The organism is Kitasatospora sp. NPDC058184, assembly GCF_042883725.1.
GTDB lineage: Bacteria > Actinomycetota > Actinomycetes > Streptomycetales > Streptomycetaceae > Kitasatospora.
Genome location: NZ_JBHVVE010000011.1, coordinates 40847 through 60645, shown reverse-complemented (window position 1 = coordinate 60645; position 19799 = coordinate 40847). Strand labels below are relative to the sequence as shown.

The window sequence follows — 19799 nt, the reverse complement described above, 5'->3', positions numbered from 1 at the left end:
GTGAGTCCCGGGGGCTGACGTCCCCGGCCGAGGTCGCACGGCCGAAGTCCCACCGCGGCACCGGTCCGCTCGGTACGATCACGAGCGGTCCGGTGCCGTTCGGCTTCCGGCGTCCGGCGGTTCGGGCGTCCGGCGGGGGTCCGGTTCGGCAGAAGGGAGCCCGGATGCGGGTCGCGCTGTTCGCCACCTGCGTCAACGACGCGCTGTTCCCCGCCACGGCGGTGGCCACCGTCCGGCTGCTGGAACGGCTCGGCGTGACGGTGGACTTCCCCGCCGGGCAGACCTGCTGCGGGCAGCCGCAGTACAACACCGGCTACCGCAGGGGCTGCGAGCCGCTGGTCCGACGGACCGCGAAGGCCTTCGCCGGGTACGACCACGTGGTGACGCCCTCGGGCTCCTGCGTGGCGATGGTCCGGGACAACTACCCCCGGATCGGCGCCAGGGCCGCCGCCGAGGGCCGGGGTACCGAACTCGCCGACTTGGTCACCGACCTGGTGCCCCGGGTGGTCGAGCTGACCGAGTTCCTGACCGATGTGCTCGGCGTCGAGGACGTCGGCGCGTACTTCCCGCACACCGTCACCTACCACCCCTCCTGCCACGGCCTGCGCCTGCTCGGCCTCGGCGGGCGCCCGCGCCGGCTGCTGGGCGCCGTCGAGGGCCTGGAGCTGGTCGAGCTGCCCGGGGCCGAGGAGTGCTGCGGCTTCGGCGGCACCTTCGCGGTCAAGAACGCGGCGATCTCGGCGGCCATGGCCGAGGACAAGATCGCCAACGCGCTCGGCACCGGCGCCCGCGTGCTCTGCGGCGCCGACAACTCCTGCCTGCTGCACCTCGGCGGCACCCTGCACCGCCGGGGCGCGCCGCTGCGGCCGCTGCACCTGGCGGAGATCCTGGCCAGTACCGAGGAGCACCCCTGGAGGCCCGTGTGAGCGGTACGTTCCTCGGCATGCCCGCCTTCCCGCAGGCCGCCGCCAAGGCCGTACGGGACGAGCGGCTGCGCGCCAACCTGCGGCACGCCACCCGCACCATCCGCGACAAGCGGGCCCGGGCGGTCGCCGAACTCGCCGACTGGGACCGGCTGCGCGCCGCCGGGAAGGCGATCAAGGACCACACGCTGCGCCACCTCGACCGCTACCTGGTGCAGTTGGAGGAGTCCGTCACGGCGGCCGGCGGCACCGTGCACTGGGCCGCCGACGCCGAGGAGGCCAACCGGATCGTCGCCGGACTGGTCAAGGCCACCGGGCGGACCGAGGTCGTCAAGGTCAAGTCGATGGCCACCCAGGAGATCGAGCTCAACGAGGCGCTGGCGGCCGAGGGGATCACCGCCTACGAGACCGATCTCGCCGAGCTGATCGTGCAGTTGGGCGACGACCGGCCCTCGCACATCCTGGTGCCGGCGATCCACCGCAACCGGGCGGAGATCCGGCAGGTCTTCGCGGACCGGATGGCCTCCTGGGGCCGCCCGGCGCCCAGGGGCCTCACCGACTCGCCCGCCGAACTCGCCGAGGCCGCCCGGCTGCACCTGCGGGAGAAGTTCCTGCGCGCCGAAGTCGCCGTCTCCGGCGCCAACTTCATGGTGGCCGAGACCGGCACCCTGGTGGTGGTCGAGTCCGAGGGCAACGGCCGGATGTGCCTCACCCTGCCGCGCACGCTGATCTCGGTGGTCGGGATCGAGAAGGTCGTGCCGACCTGGCGGGACCTGGAGGTCTTCCTCCAGCTGCTCCCCCGCTCCTCCACCGCCGAGCGGATGAACCCGTACACCTCGCTCTGGACCGGGACGACGGAGGGCGACGGCCCGTCCGAGTTCCACCTGGTGCTGCTGGACAACGGCCGTACCACCGCGCTGGCCGACCAGGTCGGCCGCCAGGCGCTGCGCTGCATCCGCTGCTCGGCCTGCCTCAACGTCTGCCCGGTGTACGAGCGGGCCGGCGGGCACGCCTACGGCTCGGTCTACCCGGGGCCGATCGGCGCCATCCTGACGCCCCAACTGCGCGGCACTGCAAGCCCGGTGGACGCCTCGCTGCCGTACGCCTCCTCGCTCTGCGGGGCCTGCTACGAGGTCTGCCCGGTGGCGATCGACATCCCCGAGGTGCTGGTGCACCTGCGCGAGCGGGTCGCCGAGCAGGGCGGGCACCCGCTGGAGCGGGCCGCGATGGCCGCCGCCGGGTTCGTGCTGGACCACCCGGCGGCGCTCGCCGCCGCCGAGCGGCTGGCCGGGCGCACCCGGTCGCTGCACCCGCGCCGGCTGCCCGGGCCGGGGCGGGCCTGGACCGACACCCGGGACCTGCCGGAGGTGCCGGCCGAACCGTTCCGCGACTGGTGGCGGAGGAACCGCACATGACCGCATCCGACCGGCCCGAACGGCCTTCGAACTCACGGGAGTTGGTGCTCGGCCGGATCCGGGCCGCGCTCGGCGACGCCGCCGGGGTGGCCGAACAGCCGCTGCCCCGCGACTACCTGACGGCGCACGTGCCGACGGACGACCCGGCGGCGGTGCTCGACCTGCTGCACCGCAACCTGGCCGACTACCGGGCCCTGGTGCACCGCTGCCACGAGGACGAACTGCCGCGCCGGATCGCCGGGTTGCTGGTGGAGCGGGGCAGCCGGACGGTCGTGGTGCCGGCCGGGCTGCCGGCCGACTGGCTCACCGCGGCCGAGGCCGAGGGGGTCGAACTCCTCCCGGACGACGGGACGCTGACCGCCGCCCGGCTGGACGCCGTGGACAGCGTGGTGACCGGCTGCGCGCTGGCCGTCGCCGAGACCGGGACGATCGTGCTGGACGCCGGACCGGGCCAGGGGCGACGGCTGCTCTCGCTCGTCCCCGACCACCACGTCTGCGTGGTGCGGGCCCCGGAGCAGGTCGTCGCCTCGGTGCCGCTCGCGCTGCCCCTGCTCGATCCGGTACGGCCGCAGACCTGGATCTCGGGGCCGTCCGCCACCAGCGACATCGAGCTGGACCGGGTGGAGGGGGTGCACGGGCCGCGCACCCTGGAGGTGCTGCTGGTCACCGCGGCGCCGGAGCCGGACGACGCCCGGCACGGCATCCGGGGCGGCACCGGGGGCGGCACCGTCACTCCGGCCTGAGCTCCAGGGTGCAGCACTTCGCCCCGCCGCCGCCCTTCAGCAGCTCCGAGACGTCCACCGGGACGGGCTGGTAGCCGTGCTCGGTCAGCCGGCCGGCCAGGTTCTTGGCGGCCTCCGGCAGCAGCACCCGGCGGCCGTCCGAGACCGCGTTGAGCCCGAACACCTCGGCGTCGGCCCGGTCGGCGAGGATCGCGTCCGGGTAGAGGGCGCGCAGCACCGAACGGCTGTCGGCGTCGAAGGCCTCCGGGTAGTACATGACGTGGTCGTCGGCGAGCACCGCCAGTGCGGTGTCCAGGTGGTAGAAGCGCGGGTCGACCAGGGTCAGGCTGACCACCGGGACGCCGAACAGCTCCCCGGCCTCGGCGTGCGCGGCGCGCGAGGTGCGGAAGCCCGTCCCGGCGAGCACCCGGCGGCCCACCACCAGGTGGTCGCCCTCGCCCTCGTTGACGTGCCCGGCCCGGCGCACCTCGCGGTAGCCGCGCTCGCGGAACCAGGCCAGGTAGGCCTCCGACTCGGCGGCCCGCTCCGGGTAGCGGAAGGTGGCGACCAGGGCGCGGCCGTCCAGGACGGTGGCGCCGTTGGCGGCGTACACCATGTCGGGCAGGCCGGGCACCGGGTCGATCAGCTCGACGGTGTGGCCGAGCCGGCGGTACGTCCAGTAGAGCCGCTCCCACTGGCGCAGGGCGAGCGCGGTGTCGGTGGGCTGGGCGGGGTCCATCCACGGGTTGATCGCGTAGTCCACGGTGAAGTGCGTCGGCCGGCACATCAGGTAGCGCCGAGGCCGGGCGTGGCGCTCCGGGGTCTGCGTGAGCATGGCTCAACCATCCTTGGATCGCGGGGAGTTCGTCGCACGGAGTTCGGGGTTCACGGGGCCGAACACCTTCGTTCCCAAGGCGGCTGCCCCGACGGAACCGTTCGCACACCCGGGTGGGCGCTCCCAGCGGTCGCACGCCCCCGCGCACCCGGCGCAGGCACCGGCGCACCGACCCTCCGGCGCCGACCGGCGGACCGCGCCACCGGCTACCGGCCAGCGGCAGGCCGTCCCGTACCGGCGGGCCGCCGGCTACCAGCGGACCGCGCCGAAGTCCACGGGCCTCGGCCGCAGCTCCCGGCACCGCTCGGCCAGCGACCGCAGCCGGCGGTCCGCCTCCCCGGCGGGCATCCGGCGCCGGTCGCCGTGGCCGGGCAGCAGCCACTCGAAGCGCAGCACGCCGAGGCCGCGCCGCAGCGAGGCGGCGAGCTCCTCGATCGAGTACCAGGTGACCGACTCCGCCACCTCGATGTCCCCGGTGGTGCGGGACCAGTACAGGCTGTCCCCGCTGAAGCAGTACCGCTCGTCCGCGAGGAAGAGCACGCTGCCCCGGGTGTGGCCGGGGAACGGGTGGGCGACCAGGCCGGGCGAGACCTCCGTCGGCGCGGTGCCGCGCAGCACCCGGTCGGCGTCGGGGGCGGCCGCCAGATCGCCCTCGTGGATCCAGAGCCGGGCGCCGAACCGGTCGGCGTACGCCCGTCCGTGCGCGGCGTGGTCGCGGTGCGTGAGCAGGACGTCGGTGACCGGGCCGAGCGCGGCGTACCGGGCGGCCAGGGCCTCGCTGTAGCGCGGCGTGTCGACCATCACCCAGCCGCTGGGACGGCGGCAGAGGTAGGAGTTGGCGCCCGCGGTCTGCCGGGAGTTGTGGCCGAGCAGCAGCAGGTCGTCGGCGAGGGCCAGCGGGAACGGGTCCCCGGCCCGGTCCAGCGGCCCGGCGCCCGGGCGGATGGAACGGGTCGGGCAGGCGTGGGCGGCGGCGAGCAGCTGCCGGCGCTCGGCCGCGTCGCGCGGCTGGCGGACCAGCACCGAGCGGCCCGCGCGCTCGCGGACCAGGTCGGGCGCGAGCTGCCGGGCGACGTCGCAGTTGGTGCACCGGTCGTCGATGGACCAGTTCTCGGGCGGGTCGGGGCGCGGGTCGGTGGTCATGGGTGCCTTCCCCCGGGAGGACGGCGGCCGGACCGGCCGCTCCCTTCGAGCATCCGCCGGGCCGGCCGGAAAGCGGAAGGGGGCGCGGATCTTGTGCTTTCCGGGGGCCAGCTCTCTGCGGGCGGGAGGGGCCCACGGGGGCACGTGGTCCATCTCACGTGCCGCCGGAGTCACCTACGGTGGCGTAGGTCACTTGATTGGGTGAACTATCTCTTTCATGCCGAATCTCCAGGAGACCCTTGACCTCGATTCGTATGCCGCCATCGGCGACAGCTTCACCGAGGGTCTGAACGACCCCGGCGTCGACGGCAGGTTCGCCGGCTGGGCCGACCGCCTCGCCGGGATCCTCGCCGACGGGCGCCCGCCGGGTGCCTTCCGCTACGCCAACCTCGCGGTGCGCGGCCGGCTGCTGGACCAGATCACCGCCGAGCAGGTGCCACAGGTCCAGCGCCTCCAGCCCGACCTGGTCACCTTCTGCGCGGGCGGCAACGACATCCTCCGACCGGGCGCCGACCCGGACGAGGTGGCCGAGCGCTTCGAGGCCGCCGTCGTCCAACTCACCGAAAGCGCCGGGACGGTGCTGATCTGCACCGGCTTCGACACCAAGGACGTGCCGCTGCTGAAGCACCTGCGCGGCAAGATCGCCACCTACAACGGGCACATGCGCGCCGTCGCCGACCGCAACGGCTGCAAGGTGGCCGACCTGTGGTCGCTGCGCGCGGTGCAGGACCGCCGCGCGTGGAGCGAGGACCGCCTGCACCTGTCCCCCGAGGGGCACCAGCGGGTCGCCCTGCTGGCCGCCCGCTCGCTGGGCCTGCGCACCGCGCAGGACCCGGAGGCCCCGTGGCCGGACGCCCAGGCGCTCACCCCCGCGGACCAGCGGCGGGAGAACATCCAGTGGGCCCGCGAGTACCTGCTGCCCTGGGTCGGCCGGCGCCTGCGCGGCGAGTCCTCGGGCGACCACGTCGAGCCCAAGCGGCCGGACCTGCTCCCGCTCTGACGGTCCGTCAGGCCGCTCGCCCGGCCCGGGCGGCCGCGTTCAGACGGCTCCGCCGGGTGCCGCGACCCGGGAGGTCCGCAGCACCCGGTGGAGCACCCCGGCGCAGCCCGCGCCGACCAGGTACCAGAGCAGGTCCGGCGGGTTGAAGGTCGAGCCCAGCACCAGCCGGGCCAGGGTGCTGTGCCGCCCCCAGGCGTCCGGCAGTCCGGTCAGCTGGAACAGCTCCACGGCCCAGCTGAGCGCGGCGGCCACGGCGGCGGCCCGGCCGGGGCGCAGCCTCGGCGCGGCCAGCACGAGCAGGGCGTACAGGAGGACGGTGTAGAGCGCGTCCCCGGCGCACTTGGCGAAGTCCCCGCCGAACACGGCCCGCACACCCAGCCCGGCCGCCACGGTCAGCACCGCCGCCGACGCGGCCGCCAGGCGCGTGCGCCGAAGCGCCCGGGAACCGCTCCCCCCAAGATCGTTCACCCGCCCCACGCTACCCCGCGCCCCACGGGCTCCGCCCCGGCCCCGCGCCCCACGCACGCCCCGCCGCCCCCCACACCACCCCCGCGACCCGCAAGCGGACCCTCCCCTCCCGGAACCACCGCGCCACCCCGTACGTCACTCCCCCCGATGAAACGTCCGCGCAGGTCGCGGGCGGGGCGAGGACCGGAAGGGACGGGCGGGGACAGTGGCGCACGTGGGTGGGGCCGAGGCGGCCGGGTCGGGGTCGGCGGCGGGGCGGGACGAGCGGACCCGGCGCGGGTTCGCGGTGGCCGGGTTCGCCCCGGCGCAGGACGGCCGGGCGCGGGAGCGCGGCAAGGAGCTGCGGACCCGGGTGCCCCGGGAGCGGCACGCGGAGTTCGCGCCCGCACCCGACCGGCCGACGGCCGTGACCGCGCTGGAGGCCTCCAACGCCGGCCGAATAGCCCGGCTGGTGCCGATCCGGGTCGGCCGGATGGCCGCCGGCCCGTTCGCGTTCCTGCGCGGCTCGGCCGGGCTGATGGCCGCCGACCTCGCGGGCACCCCGGTGACCGGGGTGGGCGCGCAGCTCTGCGGGGACGCGCACGCCGCGAACTTCGGCCTGTACGGCGACGCGCGCGGCCAGATCGTGCTGGACATCAACGACTTCGACGAGACCGTCCCCGGCCCCTGGGAGTGGGACCTCAAGCGGCTCGCCGCCAGCCTGGTGCTGGCCGCCCGGGAGGCTGGGGCGAGCGAGACCACCGCGCGCGAGGCCGCCCAGCACGTGGCGGGCTCCTACCGCCGGACGGTGCGCACGCTCGCCAAGCTGCCCGGGCTGGACGCCTGGAACGCGATCGCGGACGAGCAGCTGGTCTCCTTCGCCGAGGCGCACGACCTCGCCGAGGTGCTGCGCAAGGTCGGCGCGAAGGCGCTCGGCAACACCAGCGCCCGGTTCGCCGCCCGCAGCACCGCCCGTACCGCGGACGGCGGTTGGCGGTTCACGGCCGCTCCCCCGGTGCTCACCGAGGTGACCGACGCGACCGCCCGCGCCGTCGCGCACGCGCTCGGCCCGTACGTAGAGACGGTTCCGGCCGAGGTCCGCACCCTGCTGTCCCGCTACCGGGTGCAGGACGTGGCGTTCCGGGTGGTGGGCACCGGCAGCGTGGGCACCCGCTCGTACGTGGTGCTGCTCACCGACCACCGGGACCAGCCGCTGGTGCTGCAGGTGAAGGAGGCCCGCCCGTCCGCGCTGCTGCCGTACCTGCCGGCCGGGCCGCGGCCCGCGGCGGACGGGCACGAGGGCCGCCGGGTGGTGCTCGGCCAGAAGCACATGCAGGTGGTCAGCGACACCCTGCTGGGCTGGACCACGGTCGACGGACTCCCCTACCAGGTGCGGCAGTTCCGCAACCGCAAGGGCAGTGTCGACCCGGCGGCGCTGCTGCCGGGCCAACTGGACGACTACGCCCGGATCACCGGCGCCCTGCTGGCCCGGGCGCACTCGCACACCGCCGACCCGGGCCTGCTGGCCGGGTACTGCGGCAAGAGCGAGGCGCTGGACGAGGCCGTCGCCGCCTTCGCGGTGGCCTACGCCGACCGCACCGAGGCCGACCACGCCGACCTGCTGACGGCGGTGCGCAACGGGCGGCTGCCCGTCGAGCACGGCGTCTGACCGTTCCGCCGCCCGCCCCATCCGGCGTCCGCCTCACTCGACGGCAGCGGCCCGGCGGCTCAGCGGGCCAGGAACGGCGCCACCGCGGCGACGAACCCGGCGGGCCGGGCACCGTGCACCAGGTGCCCGGCCTCGACGGTGACCAGGCGGCAGTCCGGGATCAGCCGGGCGAGTTCGGCGATCCGCTCCTGCGGGACGTGGCTGGCCGGGCCGCCGGCGACGGCCAGGGTGCGGGCGGTGATCCCGGCCAGCCCCTCCCGCCAGGCCGGGTCGGGGTCGTCGAGCTGGGCCTTGACCGCCCGGACCGCCGCCCAGTCGAAGTGCACGTCCGGGTCCGGGTCCTCGGGCGGCGCGCTCGCCGGGCGCGGGTACAGCGCGGGGATCTCCTCCAGGACCAGCCGGTCGATCCGCTCCGGCGCGGCCTGGGCGAGCAGGTAGGCGACGGCGCCGCCCATCGAGTGGCCGACCAGGTCGACGCGGGCGAGCCCGAGGGCGTCGAGGAAGGCCAGCACGTCGTCCCGCATCGCCTCCAGCGCGTAGGCGGCGGTGCGGGCGCTGTCGCCGTGGCCGCGCAGGTCGAGCGCGTACACGTGGTGGCCGGGGGCGAGCTCCGGCAGGACGGTGTCCCAGTCGGCGGCCCGCTCGCCGAGGGCGTGCAGCAGCACCAGCGGCGGGCCGCCGGGCCGTCCGCTCTCGCGGTAGGCGAGCCTCACCTCGGGCAGGTCCACGGTCCGGGTCCGTACGTCGGTCATGCCCGCCACGGTACGCGCCGACCACCGCCTAACGGACCGGTGTTCGCCCTCGGCTCATCGCGACCGGTCCGCCGTCGCGCTGCTCGCGGGCCGTGGCGCGGCCGGCGAACACCGAGGCCAGGACGGCGAGTCCGGCCACCGCGGCGCACACCACGCTCGCCGTCAGGTAGGCGGAGCGGTGCCCGCCGCCGCCGACGGTCTCCCGCAGGTAGACCCCGGACAGGGCCGAGACCGCGACGGCCGCCGCGATCCGCTGGGCCATCTGCAGGATCGCCCCGCTCACGCCGGCCGCCTCGGCGGGCGCGTGGCGCAGCACGTACGCCTGGTTGGTGGAGCCCATCAGGCCCACCGAGGCGCCGCCGAGCAGTTGCAGCAGGGCCAGCAGCCAGGGCAGCACGGCGGCGGGCGCCCAGTGCGCGAGCAGTCCGCTGAGCAGCATGGCGAGCGCGGAGCCGACCATCCCGACGGTGACGGTGCGTCGGCCGTAGCGCTGGACGACCCGCCAGGCGAGCGCGGAGGCCACGCCCATGGCCACGGCGGAGGGCAGCGCGACCAGCGCGGCGCCCATCGGGGAGAGGCCGAGGCCGTCCTGGAGGAACATGGTCAGGACCAGCGAGGCGGCGAGCGAGGAGCCGAACTGGGCCATCGCGGTGGCCGTCCCGAGCGCGTACGGCGCGGAGCGGGTGAGGGCCGGGTGGATCAGCGGGTGGCCGCCGGACCGGGCGTAGCGCCGCTGCCACCAGGCGAGCGCGCCGAGCAGCAGCAGGGCGGCGGCCGCGAAGGCGAGCCAGCCGGTCCAGCCGGGCGGCCGGACGAAGGGCAGCATCAGGGCCAGGGTGAGCGCCCCGACCAGCAGCAGGCCGAGGACGTCGAGGTCGGCGTTCCGGGCGCTGGGGCGGGGCTTCGGCAGGTGGCGGGCCGCCAGGGCGACGGTGGCCAGGCCGAAGGGGACGTTGAGCAGGAAGGTCAGCCGCCAGCCGTGCTCGGGGCCGGCCAGGGCCAGCACCGCGCCGCCGATCGGCGGGCCGAGGGTGAAGGCGAGGCCGCCGGTGACGGCGTACATGCCGAGGGCGCGGGCCCGCAGCTGGCCGTCGAAGACGTCCTGGAGGGTGCCGATCATCTGGGAGTTGACCAGGCCGGCGCCCACGCCCTGGAGCAGCCGGGCGGCGATCAGCACCCCGGGCTCGGTGGCGGTCGCGGAGACCAGGCTGACCAGGGTGAACAGGGCGAGGCCGGTGACGAAGAACCACTTGCGGCCCCTGACGTCGCCCAGCCGCCCGCCGGGGATCAGCGCGAGGCCGAAGGCGAGCGAGTAGCCGGCGACGATCCACTGGAGGTCGGCGGGCCCGGCGTGCAGGGTCTCGCGCAGGGCGGGGATGGAGGTGTTGAGGACGGACTGGTCGAGCAGCGTGGTGAAGCCGCCCGCGACGCAGACCAGCAGGACCCGGCGCCCGGCGGCGTCGAAGCGCTCCTTGGGTCCCCCGGGCTTCCCGGGTTCCTGGGGCGCCCCGCCGTTCCCGGGGCTCTCCTCGGGCTCCTTCGCTATCGGCCCGGTGGCGGCGCTCACGGCTCGACCACCACCAGCGCGTACCGGGCCTCGCCCGGGCCGAGGCTGCGGAAGCGGCTGGTGCTGCCGACGTAGCGCAGGCAGTCGCCGGGGCCGAGCGGCTGCGGCTCACCGTCCACGGTCAGCTCCAGGTTCCCCTCCAGCAGCCAGAGGTGGTGCTCCCGGCCGGGCGTGCAGGCGCGGTCGTAGGCGATGTCCGCGCCGGCCGGCAGCCGGCCCTCGATGATCTCCGCGCGCAGCGAGCCGTGCGGCGGCGAGACCGACCGGCGGACGAACCCGGTCGTCCCGTCCCGCCACACCTGCTGCTCCCCGGCCCGCACCAGCCGGGCCGGACCGGACTCCACCTCGGCGAGCAGCCGGGACATGGTCCGCCCGTACACGGCGCAGAGCCGCCCGAGCAGCGCGGCCGTCGGACTGACCTCCGCCCGCTCCACCCGGGACAGCGTCGACCGGCTGACGTCCGCCAGCCGTGCCAACTCCTCCAAGGTCCACCCGCGTTCCAGCCTCAGCTCGGCGAGTCGTTGTGCCAGCCGCTCGTCGGCGGCCGCGTCGATTCCCATATTCGCGATGCTATCCCGGATATGAGATCCACTCACCGGGGTCGGGCCCGGGGCCCAGATCGTCGGAAGCCTTCGGGCGGCAGCCCCGCCCCGGCGCACGCGGCGCCCCGAGCCGGGGCGAGGTGCGCGCGGACGCCGGGGCGGGGCGAGGTGCGCGCGGACGCCGGGGCGGGGCGTGGCGTGCACGCGGACGCCGGGCGGGGTGCGCGCCCGGCTGTCGGGCGGCGGCTTGACGGGACCTGGGCTTCCAGGAGGGGCGCTGATCATATGATGTGCGGCGAATCGTGGCCGGTCGGCGGCCCGTAAGGCGAGGGGGACCAGCGTGTTCGGCATCATCAGACCGTGTAGGCATCGATTGTCCGAGCGCCTGCAGACCTCCTGGATGGCCCACCTGTGCGGGCTCTGCCTCGCGCTGCGGGACGACCACGGACAGCTCGCCCGGACGGCGACCAACTACGACGGTCTGATCATCTCCGTCCTGGTCGAGGCCCAGGCCGCCCGGGAGGACTCCTCCTGGCGCCGCACCGCCGGACCGTGCCCGCTGCGCGGCATGCGGACCGCGTCCGTCGCCAAGGGCGAGGGCGCCCGGCTCGCCGCCGCCGTCTCGCTGGCGCTCGCCTCGGTCAAGATCCGCGACCACGTCGAGGACCGCGACGGCGTCTTCGCCCGCCGCCCGGTCGCCGCCGGAGCCCGGGCCGTCACCCGGCGCTGGGACCGGCAGAGCGCGGGCAGCGCCTCGGCCGTCGGCTTCGACACCGCCGTACTGCTCGACGCCGCCTCCCGGCAGGGCGAGTTGGAGCGCTCGCTGCGCCCCGGCGGCTCCGTCCTGCTGGTCACCGAGCCCACCGAGACCGCCACCTCGGCCGCCTTCGCGCACACCGCCGTGATCGCCGGGCGCCCCGGCAACGCCGCCCCGCTCGCCGAGGCCGGGCGGCTGTTCGGCCGGCTCGCCCACCTCCTCGACGCCGCCGAGGACCAGGCCGCCGACGCGGCCTCGGGCGCCTGGAACCCGCTGACCGCCACCGGCACCGACCGCGCCGAGGCCGAACGGCTCTGCCGCGACGCCGTCCACGGCATCCGGCTCGCGCTGCGCGAGGTCGACCTGACCGACCGCACCCTCGTGCACGTCCTGCTCGGACACGAGACCGACCGCGCGGTGGAGCGGGTCTTCGGGCGCGCCCGGCACACGGCGAGCTGCCGCCGCCCGGACACCGCGGGCGCCGCCGCGGGCACCACCACGGGCGAGCACCCGCACCAGGCGCCGCCGCAGCAGACACCGCCGGGCCAGGCGCCGATCCCGCCGTGGGTGCCGCAGGGCCCGGGCTTCACCCCGCCCGGCCAGAAGCCGCCGAACCCCCGCAACCTGCTCGCCGGGTGCGCGATGTGGGCCCTGATGGCCTGCACCTGCCAGCTGCTCTGCTGCGACCACGAGGACCCGTTCAGCCGCGAGCGCCGCGAGGGCTTCTGCCAGCGCCACGACTGCTGCGACTGCGGCGACCCCGGCTGCGGCGACTGCTGCAACTGCTGTGACGGGGACTGCTGCGACGGGTGCGACTGCTGCGACGGCTGCTGCTGCGACTGCGGCTGCAGCTGACCGGTCAGCCCGCCGGCTCCGCGCCGGCCCTCCCGTCCTGACCGGACCGACCGGCCTGACCGTCCTGAGCGGACCGACCGGACCGACCGGCCGCCACCGGCCCGGGGTGCCCCCGCAGCACCCCGGGCCGGTCCGCGTTCCGGTCCTGCCCGGCCTCGCCCCGCCGCCAGAGCGGCAGGACCTCGACCGGCGGGACCACCGCCGGCAGCACCGCCACCGGGCCCGGCTCGGCGCACTCAGGCATCGCGCCGCGCCGTCTTCCGGTCCACCGCCAGCGAGTCCTCCAGCCGCGCCAGCAGCTGCCGGAACCGCTCGGTGTCCTGCTCCGTCATCCGCCCCTCGGGCAACGCCCCCGGCCGCTCGGCCGTTCTCTCGTCCATGCACCCGAGGCTAGGCGGTGTCGATCAATGGGCGATAAACGCGCGTTCGAGCGAAAAGCACTCGCCCGGTGCGGTTCGGCCCGGAACGCTCGCATCCGACGACGCCCCACCAGCACCACCCGGTACCACCCGGTACCACCCGGTGCCACAACTCACCTGCTCCACAGCCCTGGTGACGGCCGCGGGCCGGACGGTCGGCATCCGCGCCGGGGCCGCCGGCTACCGGGCCGGTGCCGCGTCCAGCAGCAGCCGGGCGGCCTCCCTGGCATCGGCGGCGGCCGTCGGATCCCCGTGGACGGCCGCGCTGGTGATCGCCCCCTCGGCCAGCAGGGCCAGGTGGACGGCGGTGGCGGGCGGGGCTCCGGCGGCCTCGACCAGGCCCGCGAGGTAGCCGCCGAACTCCTCCTTGTGGTGCCGGGCGGCGGCCACCACCGCGGGGCTGACGGCACCGAGTTCGCCGAGTGAGTTGACGAAGGCGCAGCCCCGGAAGCCGGGTTCGGCGAACCACCGGCCGAGCCAGTCGAAGACCGCGAGCAGCTGCTCCCTCGGGGAGCCTCCGGTGCGTGAGACGTACACGGCGAGGTTCGCCCGCCAGCGGCCGTCGCGGCGCAGCAGGTAGGCCTCGACGAGCTCGCCCTTGGACGGGAAGTGCTGGTACAGGCGGCGCATGGTCACGCCGGAGGCGGCCCGGACGGCGTCCATGCCGACCGACTGGACGCCCTGCCCGTAGAACAGCTCCTCGGCCGCGTCGAGGATCCGGGTCCGTGGGTCTTCCTGCTCCATCTGCCGTGCCCTTTGCGTGAGAACGATGGTTCTCCTACTGTAGCCACAACAGTGAGAACGATCGTTCTCACCGATGGAACGCCCATTCCGAGGAGCATCCATGCCCGAGACCGGCACCGAGCAGCGCCCGCCCCTGCCCCCGTTCACCGAGGAGACCGCCCACCGGAAGGTCCGGGCCGCCGAGGACGCCTGGAACACCCGCGACCCCCGACGGGTCGCCCTCGCCTACACACCGGACAGCCGCTGGCGCAACCGCTCCGAGTTCCTCACCGGCCGCGACCGGATCGCCGACTTCCTCACCCGCAAGTGGCAGCGCGAGCTGGACTACCGCCTGATCAAGGAGCTCTGGGCGTACGGCGGGGACCGCATCGCGGTCCGCTTCGCCTACGAATGGCACGACGGCGACGGCCACTGGTACCGCTCCTCCGGCAACGAGAACTGGGAGTTCGACCGGAACGGCCTGATGGCCGAGCGGCACGCCTCGATCAACGACCTGCCGATCACCGCCGCGGAGCGGCTGTTCCACTGGCCGCTCGGCCACCGCCCCGACGACCACCCGGGCCTCACCGACCTCGGCCTCTGAACCGGCACCCCGCGCGGGCCACGGCGCGCGCCCGTCCTGTTCCACGGCTGTGACACGGCCCGCATCCGCCGCTGACCCCGCCCTGCGAAGCTCCTCGTCGAGGTCGAAGTCGACTTCGGCACCGTCGTCCGCGACCTGGCCTGGCTCCCCGACGGCAGGACCATCGCGGTCCGCACCCCGGACGGCGTCAGCACCCTGCCCGCCGACGGCTCGGCCGCGCCGACCCAGGTGTCCACCGTCAAGGGCCTTCCCTCCTACCGGCCCTGATTCCGGCTCAGGCGGCGCGGCGGCCACCAGTACAGGACCGGGACGCCGTTACCGGAACCTGATCGTTTCGACGGCCGGCCGAGACCCGATCCACACGGGAGCCTGACATCCCGTGCCTACGGTGCCGTGCATGCCGAAGACACCCGGAACACCGACCACCGACCGCGCCATGCCCCGCAGGCTCGCCGCCGTGGGCGCCCTCCTGCTGAGTGCGACCACGGCGGCGGTGCTGCTGCCGAACACGGCCCTCGCCGCGGAGCGGGAGACCGTCACCACGCACGCCGGCGCCACGACCGCGCAGGAGCGCGGCCGGATCGACGCCTACTGGACGCCCGACCGGATGAAGCTGGCGGGCGCCCTGGTCCCCGAGATCACGCCCCTGCCCGAGGACGACAACACTTCGGACGACCCGCGGCCGCTGCCCGCGGACACCCCGGACCCCGGCGCCGTGTGGACCCACGGCGGAGCGGTGGACCGGAGCGTCGGCCGGCTCTTCTTCACCTTCTCCGACGGCTACGACGGCAGTTGCACCGCGACCGTCGTCAACAGCGCCAACCGCAGCACCCTCCTCACGGCGGCGCACTGCCTGCGGGGCGTCGGGGCCCCCGCGACCGCCGACACCTGGAACCACAACCTCTACTTCGTGCCCGGCTACCGCAACGGGACCAAGCCGCTCGGCGGCTTCAGCATCAGGACCATGGCCACCTCCTCCCGCTGGGACGCCGATCGTGCCGGGACGACCTCGAACGACGTCGCCGTGGCCGGCTACGACACCGGGGTCCTGGTGGCGAACCCCTCGACCGGGGGGCGGCGGATCGCCGACGTCACCGGTGCCCAGCGGATCGCCTTCACCCCGCCCGCCGAGGGCGAGTTCGTCCACACCTTCGGCTATCCCAAGGACCGGCTGAACAACCCCGCCGCCACGTACTCCGGCTCGCGCATGATCCACTGCGCCGGACCGGCCCGCCCCGGCCCCCAGGCCCCGGTCCTGTGGGGCGAGTCCTGCGACATGTCCCACGGGGCCAGCGGCGGCCCCCACTTCGCCCGGTTCGACCCGGCCACCGGGACCGGCACCCTCGTCGGCGTCACCACCACCTCCGAGGAGCTCGCGGGCGGCACGGTCAACACGCTGTACGCCACCCGCCTCGGGGACAGCGCCCACCGGCTCTACGACTGGGCGCAGAGCCGGGCACTCTGACCCTCCGGCCCACGCCCCGGCCCGGCCGGCGCCTCCCGCCGGCCGGGCCACCGGGCCGCGAGGGCCACGAAAGCGGGGAGGGCCACCAACGCTACGAGGGCTTCGCCAACTCGGCGCGCAGCTCGGCCAGGTGCTCGTCCGCCGACTCGTGCGGCAGGAACTCGACCACGTCGAGGAAGCGGAACAGCACCTGAGCCCCGGTGACGGCGTACTCGTAGTCGCCGAACCCGACCACCGCGCCCGTGCCGCCGCGCACCGCCCCCCGGACGGCGGCCGAGGTCAGCTCGTCGGCCGGATCCCCCGAACCCGCCGTGCCCGCCGCGCCCGCCCGCCGCCGGGCGTTGGGGCGGGCCGGGTACGGGCAGACCATGGCGGCGTAGAGCATGCAGGCCCGGTGGCCGGGGCCCTCCATGGTGGGCGCGAGGTTGCGGTACGGCTGCCCGGCCGCGAGCGCCCCGGCGATCGCCGCGCTCTCGGCGGCGCCGACCACCCGCCAGACCGGTCCGCGCTCCATGAACCGCCCGCACACCGAGCACGTGCGCTCCAGCGCGCACTCGGCGCTGCGCCCGTAGTCGGTCAGCGCGAACTGCGGCAGGCCGTCCTGCCAGGGCGTGATCGCCGGTACGGGGTAGCCCCGCCCGTCCCGGGGCCGCGCCCCCACACCATCCGGCACCGGCACTCGTTCGAATCGCCCGCCCCGGGCGCCACGGGTCGACCCCGGTACGGGAGCGGTGGCGGACGTCTAGCCTTCCGGCGTCGTCTCCTGAGCGAGCATCACCTTCCGCAGCAGGTCCGCCAGTGTGCGCCGCTCCTCCTCGGACAGCACCCCCAGCAGCCGCTGCTCCTCCCGGCCCACCACGTCCAGGGCCTTGCGCCAGGCGGCGCGCCCGGCCTCGGTCAGGACGATGTCGACCTTCCGGCGGTCCTCCGTGGACGGCGTGCGCAGGACGAAGCCGCGCCGCTCCAGGGTCTCCAGCCGGCCGGTGACCGAGGCCGGGGCGAGGTTGAGGTCGGCCCGCAGGTCGGAGGGGGCGGCGTGGCCGCCGCGGCCGGCGAGCACGTGCAGGGTGTCGAACTCGTGCTTGTGCAGGCCGTAGTCGGCGACGCCCTGTTCGCGGACCCGGCCGAGGTGGCGGGTGAGCCGCCACATCCGGGTGACGGAGGCCTCGATGACCGGGTCGAGGTCGGGCAGCACCGGTTGCCAGCGGTCGACGTGACCGTCCGTCCAGTCGCGGGGCTCCGTCCGGTCGTGGGGCCCCGTCCGGCCGCGGGGCGGAGTGTGCTGTTCGGAAGGGTGCTCGGCCATGGGAAGGAGTCTACAAACCGCCACAGAAACGACGGCGTCAAAATATTCGTTGTCGAAATTTCGACACCGAAATACAGTGCGGCGCGTGACAGCACACCCCTTGAGCCTGAGCGGCTTCCGCCTGCTCTTCATCGGCCGGACGGTCTCCACGCTCGGCGACGCCGTCGTCCCGGCCGCGCTCGCCATCGCCATCACCCGCGCCACCGGCTCGGCCGCCGCACTCGCCCTGGTCCTGGGCTGCGCGATGGTGCCGAAGCTGCTCCTCCTGCCGGTCGGCGGAGTGGTCGGGGACCGCTTCGATCCCCGCCTGGTCGCCCTCGGCACCGACCTCGTCCGGGCCCTCGCCCAGCTGCTCGTCGGCCTGGAACTGCTCGACGGGCACCCCCGGCTGTCGCACGTCGCGGCCGCCTCGGCCGTCGGCGGCATCGCCTCCGCCTTCGCCATTCCCACCGCCTCGCCACTGGTCGCGGCCACCGTCCGGGGCGAGCTGCGACTGCGGGCCAACGCCCTGCTCGGCACCGCGACCGGCGCCGCCCGGCTCGGCGGCCCGGCGCTCGCCGGACTGCTGGTGTACACCGCCGGACCGGGCTGGGCGTTCGTCCTGGACGGCGCCTCCTTCGTCCTGAGCGCCGCCCTGCTCGCCCGGCTCCGCGTCGACCGCGCGACCGGCGACCCCGCACCCGACGACACCGTGCCCGACGCCCCGCGCTCGCTGCGCCGGGACCTCGCCGAGGGCTGGAGCGAGGTGCGCTCCCGGGACTGGTACTGGACCAGCCTGATCGCCCACGGGGTGTGGAACGGCGCGAGCGCCGTGCTGCTCACCCTCGGCCCGCTGATCGCCGCCACCCGGCTCGGCGGGGACGGCGCCTGGGTGGCGCTGACCCAGGCTGGCGCGGTGGGCCTGCTGGTCGGCTCGCTGGTCGCCGCCCGGCTGCGGCCCAGCCGCCCGGTGCTGGCCGGCAACCTCGCCCTCGCGCTGTACGGGCTGCCGCTGCTCGCGCTCGCCCTCCCCGCCCCGGCGCCGGTCGCGGTGGCCGCGCAGGCGGTGGCGATGGCCGGGCTGGGCTTCCTCAACCCGCTCTGGGAGACGGTGGTCCAGCAGGACTTCCCGCCCGGGACGCTGGCCCGGGTCACCTCGTACGACTGGCTGCTCTCGCTGGCCGCCGCCCCGCTCGGCTACGTCCTGGCCCCGCTGGCCGCCGGGGCCTGGGGCGACCGGGTGCCGCTGCTGGCGGCGGCGGGGCTGGTGACGGCGGTCTGCGCGGGCACGGCGGCGGTGCCCGGCGTCCGGCGGTACGGCGCCCGGCGGACGACCGTGCCCGAGCCCGGGCCGCCGACCGAACGGCCACCGGCCCGGGCTCGGGATCAGGCGCGGGCGCGAACCCGAACCGGGGTCAAGGGCTGATCGCCGCCGGTCAGTTCCAGATGCCGGTGATGTCGGCGGCGGAGGCCGCGTTGCCCGCGTGGCCGGTGACGCCGGCCAGGTCCTCCAGGGTGCGCAGCACGTTGTAGTGGTTGTAGGTGGTGGCGCTGCTGCTGCCGGGCGTCACGTGGGCGCCGTAGACCAGGGTCGGGATGCGGTTGCCGGACAGCTTGTTGTCCTCGTCGAAGGTGACGACCAGCAGGCTGTTGTGGGTCTGCGCCCAGGTGGCGTAGGCGCCCAGGTTGTTCTTGATCCAGGTGTCGCCGGTGCCGACCGAGCAGTCGTGCATGTCGCTGCAGAGGTTCGGCACCACGAAGGAGACGTTCGGCAGGGTGCTGTAGTCGGTCGGGAACTGGGCGAAGGTCTTCGCCGAGCTGACCGGGACGTTGCCGAAGCCGAACCACGGGTTGTGCTTCTGGGCGTAGCTGCCGCTGCTGCAGACGGTGCTGCCCTGGCTGGGCAGGGACTCGTTGTAGCTGCCCCAGGTCTTGCCGGCGGCGATGACCTCGGAGGCCAGGTTGGCCGCCTGGAAGCCGCCGACCGTCACACAGCTGTCGTCGACGGTGCCCTGGGTGGAGCCGGAGAACAGCGCGTAGTAGTTCGGCTCGCTCGGGTGGGTGATGCCGAAGGACTGGGTGAGGTTGGCGCCGCCCGCCTTCAGGGTGTTGTTGAGGTACGGGGCGCTGCTGCTGCCGATGACCTGGGTGTAGGCGTGGTTCTCCATCACCACGACGACGATGTGGTCGGGCGTGGGCAGCGCGGCCGCCTGGGCGGTGGGGGCGGTGGCCGCCCAGAGGCCGGCGGAGGCGGCGAGCAGGGCGACGGCGGAGCCGATCGCGGTCGCGGTGCGGCGGGAGCGGGGGTTCAGGGGCTTTGTGGACGAAGTCATGACAATTCCTCGGCTAGGAGACGGCCCGGCGGGCAGCAGGACGCCGCCCCGGCCCCGCCGGCCCGGCCGGGGCGTGGGGAAGCTCCGTGGTCGGTGAGGGGGGGGCCGGCGCGGCGGGCGCACCGGAGTGCGCGGAAGCGCCCGAACAGCATGGGGCCCCCGGGGTGACGCGGGCAGACGACGGCAGGTGAAACCTTGGCCCCGGAGCGGGAAACGAACGGTGCCACCGCCCCGACGCGCCGAAACCGCCACTGACAACGCGAAATGCGGGCGAACCGGTTCACATTGCCAGCAACCGCCCGGTCCGGTGATAGTGATCTTCGAACGGCGCGGTCCGACGCCG

General features: G+C 75.3%; 20 protein-coding genes. 9 read left to right on the top strand and 11 right to left on the bottom strand.

From position 1 onward, the window contains the following. Positions 1-164 precede the first annotated feature (164 nt). The 3 genes from ACFVXH_RS21985 to ACFVXH_RS21975 are packed head-to-tail and all read left to right on the top strand — an operon-like array spanning position 165 to position 3081. Entirely contained in the window at positions 165-926 is a 762-nt protein-coding gene (locus tag ACFVXH_RS21985) for a (Fe-S)-binding protein (RefSeq protein WP_387826285.1), read from the top strand. Further along, positions 923-2338: a lactate utilization protein B gene (locus tag ACFVXH_RS21980; RefSeq protein ID WP_387826283.1), complete on the top strand. Its 1416-nt coding sequence runs from the start codon at positions 923-925 to the stop codon at positions 2336-2338. Before ACFVXH_RS21985 ends, ACFVXH_RS21980 begins: the two co-directional genes overlap by 4 nt. Beyond that, positions 2335-3081, top strand: coding sequence for a lactate utilization protein C (locus tag ACFVXH_RS21975; RefSeq protein WP_387826281.1), 747 nt, complete (start codon positions 2335-2337; stop codon positions 3079-3081). The genes ACFVXH_RS21980 and ACFVXH_RS21975 overlap by 4 nt, the downstream gene beginning before the upstream one ends. Here ACFVXH_RS21975 and ddaH read toward each other — a convergent pair. Both ddaH and ACFVXH_RS21965 read right to left on the bottom strand, forming a co-directional pair. Beyond that, on the bottom strand, positions 3068-3895 hold the full coding sequence (gene ddaH, locus ACFVXH_RS21970) for a dimethylargininase (protein ID WP_049652461.1): 828 nt from the start codon (positions 3893-3895) through the stop codon (positions 3068-3070). The two genes, ACFVXH_RS21975 and ddaH, sit on opposite strands and share 14 nt — an antisense overlap. A 249-nt stretch (positions 3896-4144) precedes the next feature. Then, the gene (locus ACFVXH_RS21965) at positions 4145-5038 is read right to left on the bottom strand and encodes a 4Fe-4S domain-containing protein (protein ID WP_387826278.1); all 894 of its coding nucleotides are present in this window, start codon (positions 5036-5038) and stop codon (positions 4145-4147) included. A gap of 217 nt (positions 5039-5255) precedes the next feature. Here ACFVXH_RS21965 and ACFVXH_RS21960 point away from each other — a divergent pair, with 217 nt between their 5' ends. After that, positions 5256-6038 carry an SGNH/GDSL hydrolase family protein gene (locus ACFVXH_RS21960; RefSeq protein ID WP_074004931.1) on the top strand — a complete coding sequence of 261 codons (783 nt, stop codon included), beginning with the start codon at positions 5256-5258 and terminating at the stop codon, positions 6036-6038. 39 nt (positions 6039-6077) lie between these two features. Here ACFVXH_RS21960 and ACFVXH_RS21955 read toward each other — a convergent pair whose 3' ends face one another. Beyond that, positions 6078-6506 carry a DUF2809 domain-containing protein gene (locus ACFVXH_RS21955; RefSeq protein ID WP_049652467.1) on the bottom strand — a complete coding sequence of 143 codons (429 nt, stop codon included), beginning with the start codon at positions 6504-6506 and terminating at the stop codon, positions 6078-6080. A gap of 214 nt (positions 6507-6720) precedes the next feature. Here ACFVXH_RS21955 and ACFVXH_RS21950 point away from each other — a divergent pair, with 214 nt between their 5' ends. Further along, positions 6721-8154, top strand: coding sequence for a DUF2252 domain-containing protein (locus ACFVXH_RS21950; protein ID WP_198959471.1), 1434 nt, complete (start codon positions 6721-6723; stop codon positions 8152-8154). A gap of 59 nt (positions 8155-8213) precedes the next feature. Here the strand turns inward: ACFVXH_RS21950 and ACFVXH_RS21945 are convergent, their stop codons facing one another. Genes ACFVXH_RS21945 through ACFVXH_RS21935 form a run of 3 tightly spaced genes read right to left on the bottom strand, consistent with a single transcriptional unit; the run spans position 8214 to position 11033 of the window. Then, complete coding sequence (locus ACFVXH_RS21945; RefSeq protein ID WP_387826273.1) at positions 8214-8906, bottom strand: alpha/beta fold hydrolase; 693 nt, start codon at positions 8904-8906, stop codon at positions 8214-8216. Between the two features lie 28 nt (positions 8907-8934). Next, positions 8935-10473: an MFS transporter gene (locus ACFVXH_RS21940; protein ID WP_380775823.1), complete on the bottom strand. Its 1539-nt coding sequence runs from the start codon at positions 10471-10473 to the stop codon at positions 8935-8937. After that, complete coding sequence (locus tag ACFVXH_RS21935; RefSeq protein ID WP_049659259.1) at positions 10470-11033, bottom strand: helix-turn-helix domain-containing protein; 564 nt, start codon at positions 11031-11033, stop codon at positions 10470-10472. The genes ACFVXH_RS21940 and ACFVXH_RS21935 overlap by 4 nt, the downstream gene beginning before the upstream one ends. 322 nt (positions 11034-11355) lie before the next feature. Here ACFVXH_RS21935 and ACFVXH_RS21930 point away from each other — a divergent pair, with 322 nt between their 5' ends. Then, positions 11356-12627 (top strand): DUF5685 family protein, encoded by a 1272-nt coding sequence (locus ACFVXH_RS21930; protein ID WP_387826269.1) that lies wholly within the window; start codon positions 11356-11358, stop codon positions 12625-12627. A gap of 236 nt (positions 12628-12863) precedes the next feature. On the opposite strand, the gene ACFVXH_RS21925 is transcribed toward ACFVXH_RS21930, so the two are convergent. Further along, entirely contained in the window at positions 12864-13007 is a 144-nt protein-coding gene (locus ACFVXH_RS21925; protein ID WP_158077759.1) for a hypothetical protein, read from the bottom strand. 219 nt (positions 13008-13226) lie between these two features. After that, on the bottom strand, positions 13227-13790 hold the full coding sequence (locus ACFVXH_RS21920; RefSeq protein ID WP_375873717.1) for a TetR/AcrR family transcriptional regulator: 564 nt from the start codon (positions 13788-13790) through the stop codon (positions 13227-13229). 100 nt (positions 13791-13890) lie between these two features. On the opposite strand from ACFVXH_RS21920, the gene ACFVXH_RS21915 reads away from it, so the two are divergent. Together ACFVXH_RS21915 and ACFVXH_RS21910 are read left to right on the top strand one after the other, a co-directional pair. Then, entirely contained in the window at positions 13891-14373 is a 483-nt protein-coding gene (locus ACFVXH_RS21915; RefSeq protein ID WP_387826266.1) for a DUF1348 family protein, read from the top strand. 397 nt (positions 14374-14770) lie between these two features. Next, on the top strand, positions 14771-15838 hold the full coding sequence (locus ACFVXH_RS21910; protein WP_387826263.1) for a trypsin-like serine peptidase: 1068 nt from the start codon (positions 14771-14773) through the stop codon (positions 15836-15838). Between the two features lie 91 nt (positions 15839-15929). Here the strand turns inward: ACFVXH_RS21910 and ACFVXH_RS21905 are convergent, their stop codons facing one another. Both ACFVXH_RS21905 and ACFVXH_RS21900 read right to left on the bottom strand, forming a co-directional pair. Further along, positions 15930-16511, bottom strand: a complete 582-nt coding sequence (locus ACFVXH_RS21905) for a hypothetical protein (protein WP_387826261.1) — start codon at positions 16509-16511, stop codon at positions 15930-15932. Between the two features lie 69 nt (positions 16512-16580). Next, on the bottom strand, positions 16581-17144 hold the full coding sequence (locus ACFVXH_RS21900) for a MarR family winged helix-turn-helix transcriptional regulator (RefSeq protein ID WP_079272614.1): 564 nt from the start codon (positions 17142-17144) through the stop codon (positions 16581-16583). An 85-nt stretch (positions 17145-17229) separates the two neighbouring features. Here ACFVXH_RS21900 and ACFVXH_RS21895 point away from each other — a divergent pair, with 85 nt between their 5' ends. Then, a complete protein-coding gene (locus ACFVXH_RS21895; protein ID WP_387826258.1) occupies positions 17230-18549 on the top strand; it encodes an MFS transporter in 1320 nt (439 codons plus the stop codon). A 10-nt stretch (positions 18550-18559) separates the two neighbouring features. Here the strand turns inward: ACFVXH_RS21895 and ACFVXH_RS21890 are convergent, their stop codons facing one another. After that, entirely contained in the window at positions 18560-19456 is an 897-nt protein-coding gene (locus ACFVXH_RS21890; RefSeq protein WP_049658959.1) for an alkaline phosphatase family protein, read from the bottom strand. Positions 19457-19799: the final 343 nt, after the last annotated feature.